A 12,858-nucleotide genomic window follows, 5' to 3' on the forward strand; every position below is an offset into this window, starting at 1 on the left:
TTAATAACAACGATTATTATAGCACACTTAATTTGGAAAACAAGTGGTGTAACGTTCACAGATTCACGATTTTTATTAAACTTTCGTATCATTCGATTTACACTCTTATTAATTACGTGAATTTCACTTGACATGTCTCTTCTGCGTCTTATAATGACAGAGGAAGACAGTTATTAAACGTCCCGTTGAAAGGTAGAAAATAATGCGTACAGAAAACAAAACAGTTCAAGAAAATGACACTCTAGAGAATGACATTCCATTACAACAGTCAAAGTTAAAAGGTTTTTGGAAATTTATAATGATCATTTGTCTAATCGGTATCGTTGCCTTTGTTGGTGTGGCTATGATGACAAAAGATCGAATCAACATCCTTGTCATGGGAGTTGAAGGTACACGTACTGATACCATGATTTTTATGTCGATAGATCCTGACCGAAACAAGGTTGATGCTATCTCTATTCCAAGAGATACTTATTTTCCAACTGAGGGTAAAAATGGTGCCGGTCAAGCTAAATTGAATGCGATTTATGGCTTTAAAGAAATTGGTGGCGCTGAAGGCGTTAAAAATGCAGTATCTAAGATACTTGGAACTGATATTGATTACTATGTAACGGTTCGATATGATGCAGTTAAAGAAATCGTTGATCTTATCGGTGGCGTCGAGGTCGATGTCCCTTTCAGAATGAAATACGACGATCCATATTCTGACCCACCTCTCCATATAGATTTTCAGCCTGGTGTTCAAGTCATCGATGGCGATCAAGCGATGGCTTACTTGAGATTTAGAAAAAATAATGATGGTTCACACAGTGGTGGGGATATTAAAAGAATGGAGAGACAACAGGATTTCTTGAAATCAGCTGCCAAGTCTGCCATACAGATTAAACTACCTTATATCGCTCTCAGAAGTTTATCCTATGTTGATACAGATATGCCAATGAGCAAAGCACTCCTCATCGCAACGTCAATGATTGGAACAAATATGGATGACATTATCCTACAGACGATTCCTTCAAATGGTACTGGTACTGGAAAAGATGGACTAAGTTACTTCTATTATGATCCTGATGGTACAAAAGCATTGATGGATCTCATCAATAGTGGTCAAACACAAATTGAAACAGAATCCACGGAAGAATAAAAATAAGAGATGTTGCATATCCTAATTCAGATATGTAACATCTCTTTTTCATTAATGCATCATAATCCCTTGCTCAAGTTGTGTTAACTCCGCTGCAATCTCATCTTGATCAAATCCATAAAAAGTCATTTCGTAAAGACACATTGCAATTAGCTCTTCAAGCTTAATGTCTAAGTTTTCTTCCATTACCATAGTGGCATTTGCCCATTCTTCCCATCTGGAAAAACCAAGTGCAAAATGAATATCTTCCTTTTCAGAATAACCAGCAATGCTTAAATAAGCTTCTTCATCAATATCCTCTTCAAAATCCTCATCTTCAGATGGATCTATTAAAGATATTGTAATGATAAAATCTGTAAAAGGGACTTCAGGTGTGTTTTCTATGAAGTTTAATACCTGTTCGTATGCATACTTGTCAGCCAAGCACTCTGGGTATGATAAAAGCAGCTCAGTGATAACTGCCTCTTTGGTAGTCGTTGCTAACATTTTTTTCAGCGTCATATCTTCATCCTCGCAATTTTGTTATTCATTCAAATATATTATAGTATTTACCTTATTATTTCAATTGAAATTATGTTAAAATGATGACATGAATTCAATTTCAGGAGGAATTATGACTAAAACTATTGGTTTTCTAGGTGGAGGCAATATGGCATCGGCACTGATCGGTGGCATAATCAACAATGAACTTTATCAACCAGAAAATATTTATACAAGTGTCGCAACAAAAAAGTCAGTGGATCGATTGACAAAACAATTTGGAATAAAGGCTTCATTGGATAGCCATCAAGTAATAAAAAGTAGCGACATAGTGGTAATCGCGGTAAAACCTTATATGGTTAATGAACTCTTAACTGAGCTAAAAAATGACTTCAGACCTGGACAGGTAATCGTGTCTATCGCCTCTGGTATAACACTAGATCAATTAAAAGCACTATTGCCTGAGCAAAAAATCTATCGTGCTATGCCTAACACACCTGCAGCAGTTGGCAAAGGAATGACGTCATTAACTACAACGCTATCTGAATCTGAAAGCTCTAGAGAGTCCGTTACTGAGCTCTTTAAAGCAGTTGGTGAAGTTGCATGGATTTCAGAGAAATTAATGCACGCTGCAATAGCGGTTCACGGTTCTTCTCCTGCATATGTTTTTATGATGATTGAAGCTATGGCAGATGGCGCAGTACTTGAAGGTATGCCACGGGATAAAGCTTATTTGATGGCGGCACAAAGCTTAATCGGTGCGGCAACGATGGTGCTTGAAAGCGGCTTACATCCTGGCGCTTTAAAAGATCAAGTTACTTCTCCAGGTGGCAATACCATCGCAGCAATATCGGTTCTTGAAGCAACTGGTTTCAGATCGAGTATCATCAGTGCGATTCATGCTGCCGCAGAAAAATCCAGAGAAATGGAAGCTGGTAAGCTTTAATTCCACAAAGTATAAATCTTCAGGCATCGAACCCACAGATTCTACCTCAAGTGAGATAGTCACTTAATAAAAGCCATATATGAGAGAAATCATATATGGCTTATTTAATTCTTATTAATTATATAATTTCTATTTTGTTGCCGATTCACTTTGACTATTTACTTAGCCAATTTAACTTTAATGTCGTAAAACCATTCTCTATCAATTCCATCTAGCCCTAAGGTGGATAATAAATAATCTATCGTCCAACCGACCAGATCACCATTAATTGCAAATTCACTTGAAGCACCTTCAAAATACGCTTTACCATCTAAATTAATTAAGCGATCGTACAGCATTTGTATTGCTTCAGCATCAAGTGTTGCATCCGGTTGATAAGATTCACAAAATGGAATCGTACGATTTACTCTATCGAGATCTAGCAATACACCCTCGTTTACTGCCAATGACTTTGCATACTTTAAATTTTGAATTTTAATTTGCTTTATATTGGCATCATAGGTCGCACGATCCGGCGTTCCAAACAAACGGCATGGTAAAGGACGTGCATCATAAATCAAACAACGTTTATCATCACCTAGGAAAGGACAGTAATTGGTCGTCCCTAGCTCAGATAAATAAAACTTGAAAATTCTATTTACAGTTGCATTATAGTTCGCTTCTGTCAGTTGCAACAATCCATTTATGATAACATTAGCAAACTCAACGTTGGTTAGGTTTACCGATTCAGTACAACAGTTCGCACAGCCTTTACAGGTGCCATTTGGTATCTCTTTATAGACACTATTTAATTGTTCAAAATATGGTTTTAACTTATTTGCTTCTTCTAACTTCATATTACGCCTCTATTCGATCAGATAAACCAATCTTTGTAAAAATATACGGTGCTACAAAAGCAACACTAAACACAGTTAAGAAATATCGGATTCCAATAAATAAGTTTTCATCTGGTAAAATAACCTTTAACCCAATGAAAACACTAGCAGTTATACTCATTCCTAAGATGACTTTTAATAATTGTTTGATATGAGTGGTTTTCGTACTAAAGCCAACCCATTTTTCTTCCATCATCTGACCGATAATAAAAGCTGAAAATGCGGCAACTGCTTTAACATAATTTTCAGATGTAAAGAAAACAAGGCTCACAACAGATACTACTACTAGAAAAAGCGTTAATAGCTGAACTTTCTTTTTATTGTCATTTTTTAGAATCCATGTAACGATTAAAACAGATATAATCCCAATGATCCAACCACCAAGCACATCCTTAGGCCAGTGAACCCCTAAGTAAACTCTAGAAACACCGACTAAAAATGGGATGATAATCCCAACTCCCCAAAGCCATTTCTTCTTAAATAGGCTTGCAACCGCCACATAAAATGCAGTTACGGTCTGAGTATGCCCACTTGGAAACGATGTTCCAGTAGCGGTTTCAATCCTCAGCGCACGTATATCAAGCACTTGAAAAGGTCTTAGTTCATTAAACATCTCTTTTAATGCACTGTTAATCACACTTGAAAAGGTTAAACAGTAAACGATAAACACGGTATGCTTTTTACTAACACACCAATATGTGATCCCTAAGACGAGAATATAAAAATACTCTTCTCCTAATAAAGTAATCAAGATAAATAACTGATCTAAAAGTGGGGTTTGTATGCTTTGAAACCAATTTATAATTGAAGTCTCCATTTTAACTCCTTTGTGATTAAGTTATGGTTTTAGGCGTCGTATCATGATATCCTATACAGAAGTAGCTTTACTAAAAAGGAGTCATAATATGAAAAATCCAATAGAATATTATAAGACTGCGAGTTTATATAAAAAAGCAAGTGATCTATTATTCGCAGTTGCGATACTAATTAGTCTTTACACACTGATCAGCACACAATACTTGAGAAATCAATTGCCACCTGGTGTTTGCCCAATTGACAATCGGTCAGAGCTTTATATGACCTCAATTGTCCTTTTAATAATCTCATTTATCGTATCATTATTTGATCGAAAAAAAAAGAAGCAAGATTAAGGTTAAACAACGAAAGGTGCTAAAGTTATCTCCAATGAGATACATTAGCACCTTTATTATTTGACTCTAAGATCAATTATATGTGTTTGCTTAAAGCAGTTGCAAGCTGTGATGGACAAGAAGTGTTCTTTCCGCCACATTTAACGTCTTTCAGTTTAGAAATAACCGTTTCAACTGATTCGCCAATAATCATGTTACTTAGGCCGATCGCATTACCAGGACAACCACCTATGAATTCTAGTTGTGTGATTTTGCCTGCCTCTATTTCAAACACGATTTCACTTGCACATACGCCAGATGTTTTAACTCTTACCATATACCCCTCCAAAGCTTACTTTTACGTCAAAATCAATTATAAAGCTTTTCGAGGATAAAACAAGTTTTTTTAACAATACTTAAAGATTAATTCTCTTTTCTAGTAAATATCCAGTTCCCATATACATAATTACGGATGAAATTAAGGTTGCAACGATTGCGATATTAAGTGTCGTATCAACTCCCATAAAGTTTAAATAGTCAGCTGATAAATGAATCGTATCAAATGTTTTGTTCATTAAAGTGGACGCCAGATCTGCAACCTTTCCTTTAAGGATATTAATCACAATAAAAATACCAAATGTAATAAGCCCTTTGAATCTATTGTTACTAAATAAGCTTTTAAATAATGCAAATGATAAATAGATCGTAAGTGCAAATTCAATGATCATGAACACCATTAATAAAAGGATTTTAGCAATAATAAAAATTTCAGAAGTACTTAAGTCTAATATCGATAAATTAAAAGTTGCGATATCCATTAATTTTAAATTCATAAACAGGATACCAAGGTATAGGCCAGCAATTACAACCCCTTCTATCAATGCAAAAATCAATTTTCCGCCAAGTAATTTATAGCCACTATTTGGCGTCATAAATAGCATATAACCCTCTTGTTTAAACAAATCATTTCTAAAAAGAAAAATCAAATCGATGAGATAAAGCAAACTCAATCCAACCGCTAATATACCAATGAAAATACCAAAGATTTCTTCGCTGAAATTATCTCGAATCACTTCATCTATACTAAAAAACTTGTAGAGTGCATAAATTTGTCCTAATACGATTAAAGCGCCTGCTAATAAGAAAGTCATTCGCTTTCTTAAAAACTCAAATTTGATAAGCTTAAGCATGTTTGTATACCTCCCTATATATTTCCTCTAAAGATTGCCCTCTCTTCATTCTCATCTCTTCAGTTTCCCCTTGAAGGACAACCTCACCTTTATCTAGGAATATGACCTCGTCTAATATTTGTTCTATTTCATCCACTAAATGCGTTGAAATAACCATTGTACTGCCTTCATCGAACTGATCGATGATACACTCTTTGATTTTAGCTCTAGAAATTGGGTCAAGTCCATTAAGTGGTTCATCGAGCATGTAAATTTTAACCTTTCTAGAGATGGTCAATGTGATTTTAAGTCTCGCTCTCTGTCCAGTTGAAAGACTGCCAACCTTCTGATTTAGATCAATATCCATAAACTCTAAAAGCTCTAAAGCCTTCTTCATATCGAAATCGAGATACATATCTCTGTAGAAATTAACCGCTTCTTTAACCTTCATCCAGCTGTATACAAAGTTTTCAGTTGGCATATAAGCAACCAAAGCTTTCGTTTTGTGTGATGGCATCTCATCACAGATAGTAATCTCCCCGCCAGTTTGCTTATGTAGATCTGCGATTACTTTCATCAGAGTCGTCTTACCACTACCATTTGGCCCAAGTAAGCCATATATTTTGCCTTCTTGAAATTTTAAGTTAATATTGATTAAAGCTCTCTTTTTCAAATAGTTCTTTTGAAGATTAATACAATTAATTAAATAGTTCATTGACTTGCCTCCTCGTAGAATTTAATCTTCTTGATAATGTCATCAACATTAAGGTTCAAAGATTTCATCGCTTCGATGAACATCTTAATTTTCTCATCCGCTAAGCTTTCTTTAAGTTCACCTATCTTAGCTTCATCTTCAGTAACAAAAGTGCCCATGCCTCTCTTAGTAAAGCAAACCTCTTCTTGCTCAAGTTCTCTGTAAACGCGTTGCACCGTATTCGGATTCACTTTAAGTGAAATTGCCAAATCTCTAGTAGACATCATTTTTTCCCCCTTCTGAAGCTTTCCAGTTACGATATCGGTTTTTATCAGCTCCATAATCTGAATATAAATAGGAACGTCCGTTGTAAAATCCATTGAGTCACCTCCTGTAAAAGTGCACACAGTGTTTTCATAACTACAATTAAAAATATCTTTTGAAACAGTGTGTTAGTGTACTATCTGTATAGTACACTAATGCAATATGACTGTCAACCCCTTTTTAAAAAAAAATTCTGCCCATAAAACACAGTCACTATGCTTTAAGGCAGAACACATTCATTAATCTACATCATATACAACGCCAATCCTACGTCTTATTTCATCCATCTTCTCTGCGAGTTTTAAAGTAACCGAGTGCGACGCTATCTCAGATTCATTCCGCTTCTCTCCTATACAACGATTGACATGGTCTATCTCATAATGATAACCCCATAAGCCCTCTGTAGGTTCATTATATAGATCCGTTGTTTCAGTGTTAAGTGAAAACGTCGTCGCCTCCCAGAAATTTGGTATTACACATTTACCCTTATCGCCTAATAGTACTAAAGTGTTCTCTAGATCCTCTAAAATAGAAGCCTTAAGATTGACCTTGACGCCACTCTTTGGTAGATGTCCAGTAATCACCACATGTCCATCTACACCTGTTTCAGTTAAAATGCCATCCACGGTTTCTAACTCAGGTAACTCCCCAAAATAATGCCAGCACATCAGCAAAGTATAAATACCCACATCTAGCAGTGCACCTCCGCCCAGCTTAGGATCCATAAGTCGACTGTCTGAACTAGCATGGCTTTTAAAGCCAAATGAACACGACAAAGTATGCACCTTTCCTATTGCACCTGATTTGATTTTCTCCTTTGTTATATTTAAAGCAGGTAGAAACAAGCTCCATAAGCCTTCCATTAAAAAGAGATTACTACGCCTTGCGTGGTCAATTGCCTCAAGTGCCGTCAGATGATTCAGTGCAAATGGCTTTTCGCAAACCACAGTTTTTCCAGAATCAAGCGCTTTTTTTACCACACCAACATGAAGCGCATGAGGCACCGCCACATAAATGACATCGATCTCCTTATCATTAAAAAAAGCGGATTCAACTGTATAGGCTTTCGCGATACCATACTTATGGCAAAATTCATTTACCTTTTCATTATTTCGACCATAAGCAGCAATTACTTCACCTGATTGGACCGCTTTAAAATCATTCGCAAGCTTATTGGCGATTGTACCAATACCATAAAATCCCCATCTAATCATCTTTACCACCCCACTATCTGTTTAATCTCATCAAACGTATTGAATATCCAATCATAATGTTCACTAGGAATCTGCTCATGCAAACGATCGTAACCATGCCCTATAAATAGTGCGGTCTTCACTTTTGCATTTCTCCCAGCTAAAAGGTCGATTTCACGATCGCCTATCATGATGGTCGTTTCAGGAATCAACGCATGACGTTTCACTAAACTCAATATGGCTTCTGGATTCGGCTTTCGTTCATAACCCATTGAATGGTCTATACTTTCTATCAGTAAGTCATCAAAGCCAAATTTCTCTAAATAAATCTGCGTTGATGTTCCTCGGTGCGTCCAAACGAAATTCTTTCCACCCCTTTCAACGATCCACCTACAAATTTCAAGCGCACCCTCAAACGGTATCAAAGTATCCGCCTCTAATGACAGTCTATTTTCTCGATAGGCATGATTAAACTATTCCGTAGTAATCCCTTTTTCATCTAGCTGTGGTTTTATCCCGTCTATTGCAGTCCCCATAGAAATGCGCATGTCTTTGAATACGCTATGCTCATTTGACGGGATTCCGTATTGCTCAAGTGTATAACAGAAGGACTTCACCATCACTGGATATGAATCAAATAAAGTTCCATCAAAATCCCATATAACATTATAGGCCATCTTGCACCTCTCTATTTTTTTCAATATTATATCACACACTGACCTGCTTTAAAAAAAACTGAACCATTATAAATGTTAGTACTATATGATAAAATTAAAAAAAGAGATAGAACATTGTGGTAATACGCGAATGTCTTGCCAACTTACTCGCACTGCTAAAGCGTGATATGTAGCCTTTATGCGTCACCAGTTTTCGATTGTGACAATATTAATGCCAGGCATAGTATCCAACTTGTAGTCCCGTTGACCTAAAAGTTTACAAGACACTTTTTAAGGTCCTACTTGTACGCACATGAAAATTTAAGAATTTTTCATGCAGGTCTTGCAGGGGTAACCTCTATCTGTATAGATGTTGTTGTTTCGCTAGGCACTGGGTAGCCCGCCAACATATGACTTAATTTGTAAGTAATTTTTCTTTGATTTCCGAAATAAATTCATCCAAATTCTTATATCGTTTATTGTTGAGCGAAACACTATTGCCTTCATATTTGATTACATACAAGATAGAGCCTGTTACTTTACTCATTGCATTTATTTCTGAGATTTTGATTATGTCATTAATATGAATCTTATCCTCTCTTAACAACTTGTGAAAGGTAATTTGTTCATCCTTAAGTGTCAACCCAACCGGAAATCTATCATAGTATTTAGCCATAATAACTCCCGATAGTATAACACTTAAAATGAATGGTAGAACAATTGACATTACTGATATTTCATCATTATTTATATTCATGAAAAATCCAAGAACTGTCGTCATCATTAATGTCATGAAAATATGAATCATTGAATCAATAAATGTACTATATAAATTTCTTTTTATCTCCATTTCCCTATCAACACCTCCGATTCTATTTAATACTGAACTCCCAATTTTTAAAGTCAAACTCTATTAAATAATTTAGTCCAAATATACTTCCGTGATGCTCCCCTTCTAAATCCTTATAATTAAACCTTGTTAACATTTCATTTTCTAACATTCCACCATGAACCTCCGCAGGAGAAATACCCATATTCATATTTAATCCTAAAGAATGAGATGTTACTTCTCCAGTTCCTACAGATATTGAATATTCATAGTTACCCCCTGGTGAGATACCTGGTAAATCACCACCTGCACCACTGACAACAGACCGACCGTTCATCTGTCTTACATCATTAGCGTTAAAGCTTACCTCTACAGTAATTCCTCCAGAAAGCTCCAAATCTGTTGTCGCTGTCAATGATGTAGATTGCATTATTGCGATATTTTCATTCCTATCAAAATACATTGTCTTACCAGAAGTACCTCCACCCATAAGATGTGCAGAACCAGATAAACCTATACCAAGTACACCGTTCTTATTGTCTTCAACATCTTCAGTTTCTACATTCCCCTCAGTAGACAAACTGTTGTTAGTATTGTAACATTATTTTCCATGTGCTGATGACCGAATAATGAGTCTGTAGAGAGTTTTACTTATCCATAACGGAAGAAAGCGATGGAATGACTACAACTTGTCTTTCCACCGCATCTTCTGCTGATTTTTGCTATTTGCATCTTTTATCTTATGCAGCTACTTAATGTTCTCCTTTTTTTCACCTTTGAGTTTTAGTAACTGAACAAAAAATATTTCCCAAAGTTTTAGCCCTAGATGTCCCACAATGGTAATTCCCACAATGCTAGCGAGGTAAAATCCAAAACTATATTCCTCACCGATCATAACGATGTTTACTAATGCAACCACTACTAACATTATATGCATTCCAATTACAATAGGTTTCATGAACTGCTTATATTTCATAAGATCAAATATTTTCTGATGTATTCTTTTAATCAAAATATCACTCCCAATAAAAATCAAGATTTAGTTTTAATCCACCAAAGTACTCTAATACACCCTCGGCATTGAACAAATGTTTTCTACCATCTGAATCATTATAATTTATTCCACCTTTTAGGTATGCTCCATCTCCGCCACCTAAAACATAGCCTCTACCTTTGATACCAAGCTTTCCAATTTTTATCTCAGGAATAACACCACCCTCAAAGTAGGTAGCATAGCCACCACCAGCAGCTTCAAAACCGAGATTATTAATTTCTGCTCCTGCACCACCTTCTGCAACTAGATATTGAGTATCTACACCTACATCAACTTGTATGAAGTCGTTGAACAACTCAAAATCGATGATCTTTAATGTGGATTGTTGACCAGTTGCACGACCTATAGCTCCCAAGTCATACAATGTCGCTGTTGTTTTTCCAACATTCATCGTTAGAAAATCATCATCGTTTTCTGGGTTCATATATGTCCCCAATCCAGTCAACTCTATTGTTTGACTAGTGTCTCGAATCTGTTCTTTTAGATAATCAGCAACTTTATTCTGACCAGGTTGACCCTCCCCCTCAGTAGACAAACTGTTGTTAGTATTGTAACATTATTTTCCATATACTGATGGCAGAATTATTATTCTGCAGTCAGTTTTGTAGGTTCAAAAACGGAATAAAACGATGGAAGAACTTTGTTTTATCTTTCCACCGCTATAATTCAGATTTATGCAATTAGTTTATTCAAAGTTATGCAGCCAGTATTTGCTTAACCGTTCCTTAAATACACGCTATCCGCTAATCGCTTTCTTATTAATTACTATGGTTTTTGAAACTATATCACCTAGTCTCCTGCCTTGACAGTCGAAGAATATTGTCAAACTCCCTATTGCTAGAATTTGATCCGTAATCCTAAAGACGTTCCTAACTATTATTTGCACCAATGATGGTTTTTCATTTGCTACATTAACTACTCTAAGTCCCACTAGTTTCTTTCCAATTGTCTTACTAAAAATTCCTTCTGATATTATGAAATATAACTCTAGGTTTACTAGGAAAGCGTAACTTCTCATTTTATTTGACAGTGTCAAATATTTATATCCAAGTTCACTATTTAGTCCAAACTTCAGGGTCAACAATACAATGGCAACATCTAAAAATCCAATTAGAAGCATATCGATACTTACTGCAATTATTCTCTTAAAAATCAATTTACCTTTCATACTTCATGATCTCCTCATTGACGATGTCCCTTACTTTCACTGGTTGAACTTCAAAGTCGCTCATATTTGCTAGCATTTCTGCTGAGAATCCATATTTCTCTAGTTTGAACGCACCAAAATACGCATCCTTATCTATCTTACCATCACTAACATGATTCGGGAGTATTTGCGTACATAAGCGCCTCCCTCAACAATGTCAATCATTTCAGGAATGCCTCAAGCACCTTCTAGATTTGCTTCACGAAAAACTGCGTAATTCTCTCCACCTTGGAAGTCACCGTTGAAAGTTATCAGCTTAGCAGTAGCTTCTCCAGATGCAACAGCTAAATTTCCTTTAGCACCAAGACCAACTCCAAACTCCCAGTGTATTTCAAGGGCTTCTTCATTGATTCTTGCACCAACACTCTGAACTATAGAGTCAATCTCTTCTGGTGTAAATTGTGATGTACTTTTTCCCTCCCAAACAGTAGACAAACTGTTGTTAGTTATTCAAAACTGGTAGTAACAGTTTTTTCCTGTTACTACCATTCTATCATGTGTGTTCTGTTGTTCCTATACTTCTTCTCTTGAGTTTTTGACCATGTAGATGAGAAACGCTACTGACACTGCTGTCACGCTTGAAGTCCACAACCATTTCTGTCATGATCTTCTTCTCGATTAGGAGTCTGTCGTAGCTTGCGAAGCTGTTGATCTTCTTGTTGATTGTGGTTGGTTCATAGTCTGATTCAAGAAGCATGGTTCTATAGCTGTTTGTTGCAAAACGGTTGAGAACACCACCTAGTTCTATGTCAATTCATGCAGAGAAGCTTCCAGACCTCTGAGGTTTCCTATGTAGCTTTCTATCGTCTTTTCGCTTTTTCAATCTTCTCTGAGATGTTCTTCGAAGTCTTTGATTGTTGACATTGTTTTTTCTCCTTTCAAAAACGACAAAAAGACAAAAGAGGTGTTGTCCTATGGTCTCCTTGCACGCTGTTTCCTGTTGTATTCGATTTTTTTGCTCGATGTTCTGGGGTTCTTCCTAAAATTCAATTTGAGCCTGTCTACGGTGTTTCTGCTTGTGATTTAGTGCTGATTTTGTGTGATTCATGGCAGAATTATTATTCTGCTGTGAGTTTTGCTTGTCCAAAAAAGAAAGAAAGCGACGGAAGGACTTTGTTTTGTCTTTCCACCGCTACTTCTTTAGTTTTAAGTTGCTAGTT

The 12,858-nt window shown here is 36.1% G+C and carries 18 protein-coding genes and 1 pseudogene; 3 read left to right on the forward strand and 16 right to left on the reverse strand.

Annotation, left to right across the window (positions count from 1 at the left end):
- Nucleotides 1-202: 202 nt before the first annotated feature.
- A complete protein-coding gene (locus AC4PID_RS18600; protein ID WP_492133492.1) occupies nucleotides 203-1,141 on the forward strand; it encodes an LCP family protein in 939 nt (312 codons plus the stop codon).
- 51 nt (nucleotides 1,142-1,192) lie between these two features.
- Here the strand turns inward: AC4PID_RS18600 and AC4PID_RS18605 are convergent, their stop codons facing one another.
- Nucleotides 1,193-1,642 carry a DUF6557 family protein gene (locus AC4PID_RS18605; protein WP_492133493.1) on the reverse strand — a complete coding sequence of 150 codons (450 nt, stop codon included), beginning with the start codon at nucleotides 1,640-1,642 and terminating at the stop codon, nucleotides 1,193-1,195.
- A 112-nt stretch (nucleotides 1,643-1,754) separates the two neighbouring features.
- Here AC4PID_RS18605 and proC point away from each other — a divergent pair, with 112 nt between their 5' ends.
- Nucleotides 1,755-2,567, forward strand: coding sequence for a pyrroline-5-carboxylate reductase (gene proC, locus AC4PID_RS18610; RefSeq protein ID WP_492133494.1), 813 nt, complete (start codon nucleotides 1,755-1,757; stop codon nucleotides 2,565-2,567).
- 158 nt (nucleotides 2,568-2,725) lie between these two features.
- Here the strand turns inward: proC and AC4PID_RS18615 are convergent, their stop codons facing one another.
- Both AC4PID_RS18615 and AC4PID_RS18620 read right to left on the reverse strand, forming a co-directional pair.
- A complete protein-coding gene (locus tag AC4PID_RS18615) occupies nucleotides 2,726-3,403 on the reverse strand; it encodes a YkgJ family cysteine cluster protein (RefSeq protein ID WP_492133495.1) in 678 nt (225 codons plus the stop codon).
- Nucleotide 3,404: 1 nt separating this feature from the next.
- On the reverse strand, nucleotides 3,405-4,259 hold the full coding sequence (locus tag AC4PID_RS18620; protein ID WP_492133496.1) for a phosphatase PAP2 family protein: 855 nt from the start codon (nucleotides 4,257-4,259) through the stop codon (nucleotides 3,405-3,407).
- Between the two features lie 88 nt (nucleotides 4,260-4,347).
- On the opposite strand from AC4PID_RS18620, the gene AC4PID_RS18625 reads away from it, so the two are divergent.
- Nucleotides 4,348-4,593, forward strand: coding sequence for a hypothetical protein (locus tag AC4PID_RS18625; RefSeq protein ID WP_492133497.1), 246 nt, complete (start codon nucleotides 4,348-4,350; stop codon nucleotides 4,591-4,593).
- A gap of 76 nt (nucleotides 4,594-4,669) precedes the next feature.
- Here the strand turns inward: AC4PID_RS18625 and AC4PID_RS18630 are convergent, their stop codons facing one another.
- From AC4PID_RS18630 to AC4PID_RS18690, 13 genes and pseudogenes are all read right to left on the reverse strand, one after another.
- On the reverse strand, nucleotides 4,670-4,909 hold the full coding sequence (locus AC4PID_RS18630; protein ID WP_492133498.1) for a TIGR03905 family TSCPD domain-containing protein: 240 nt from the start codon (nucleotides 4,907-4,909) through the stop codon (nucleotides 4,670-4,672).
- A 79-nt stretch (nucleotides 4,910-4,988) separates the two neighbouring features.
- Entirely contained in the window at nucleotides 4,989-5,762 is a 774-nt protein-coding gene (locus tag AC4PID_RS18635) for a hypothetical protein (RefSeq protein WP_492133499.1), read from the reverse strand.
- On the reverse strand, nucleotides 5,755-6,456 hold the full coding sequence (locus AC4PID_RS18640) for an ABC transporter ATP-binding protein (RefSeq protein WP_492133500.1): 702 nt from the start codon (nucleotides 6,454-6,456) through the stop codon (nucleotides 5,755-5,757). Before AC4PID_RS18640 ends, AC4PID_RS18635 begins: the two co-directional genes overlap by 8 nt.
- Nucleotides 6,453-6,815, reverse strand: coding sequence for a GntR family transcriptional regulator (locus AC4PID_RS18645; RefSeq protein ID WP_492133501.1), 363 nt, complete (start codon nucleotides 6,813-6,815; stop codon nucleotides 6,453-6,455). Before AC4PID_RS18645 ends, AC4PID_RS18640 begins: the two co-directional genes overlap by 4 nt.
- A 183-nt stretch (nucleotides 6,816-6,998) precedes the next feature.
- Nucleotides 6,999-7,973 carry a Gfo/Idh/MocA family protein gene (locus AC4PID_RS18650; protein WP_492133502.1) on the reverse strand — a complete coding sequence of 325 codons (975 nt, stop codon included), beginning with the start codon at nucleotides 7,971-7,973 and terminating at the stop codon, nucleotides 6,999-7,001.
- Nucleotides 7,974-7,975: 2 nt separating this feature from the next.
- Nucleotides 7,976-8,629 (reverse strand): annotated as a pseudogene (locus AC4PID_RS18655) (HAD hydrolase-like protein).
- Nucleotides 8,630-9,023: 394 nt separating this feature from the next.
- A complete protein-coding gene (locus AC4PID_RS18660; RefSeq protein WP_492133503.1) occupies nucleotides 9,024-9,284 on the reverse strand; it encodes a hypothetical protein in 261 nt (86 codons plus the stop codon).
- 196 nt (nucleotides 9,285-9,480) lie between these two features.
- Nucleotides 9,481-10,017, reverse strand: coding sequence for a hypothetical protein (locus AC4PID_RS18665; RefSeq protein ID WP_492133504.1), 537 nt, complete (start codon nucleotides 10,015-10,017; stop codon nucleotides 9,481-9,483).
- A 168-nt stretch (nucleotides 10,018-10,185) separates the two neighbouring features.
- On the reverse strand, nucleotides 10,186-10,449 hold the full coding sequence (locus AC4PID_RS18670; protein WP_492133505.1) for a hypothetical protein: 264 nt from the start codon (nucleotides 10,447-10,449) through the stop codon (nucleotides 10,186-10,188).
- A 4-nt stretch (nucleotides 10,450-10,453) separates the two neighbouring features.
- A complete protein-coding gene (locus tag AC4PID_RS18675) occupies nucleotides 10,454-11,026 on the reverse strand; it encodes a hypothetical protein (RefSeq protein ID WP_492133506.1) in 573 nt (190 codons plus the stop codon).
- 201 nt (nucleotides 11,027-11,227) lie between these two features.
- Entirely contained in the window at nucleotides 11,228-11,659 is a 432-nt protein-coding gene (locus AC4PID_RS18680) for an RDD family protein (RefSeq protein WP_492133507.1), read from the reverse strand.
- A 216-nt stretch (nucleotides 11,660-11,875) separates the two neighbouring features.
- Nucleotides 11,876-12,133: a hypothetical protein gene (locus AC4PID_RS18685; protein ID WP_492133508.1), complete on the reverse strand. Its 258-nt coding sequence runs from the start codon at nucleotides 12,131-12,133 to the stop codon at nucleotides 11,876-11,878.
- Nucleotides 12,134-12,191: 58 nt separating this feature from the next.
- Entirely contained in the window at nucleotides 12,192-12,395 is a 204-nt protein-coding gene (locus AC4PID_RS18690; RefSeq protein ID WP_492133509.1) for a hypothetical protein, read from the reverse strand.
- Nucleotides 12,396-12,858 lie beyond the last annotated feature (463 nt).

This window comes from Fusibacter sp. QWL-12 (genome assembly GCF_058683495.1).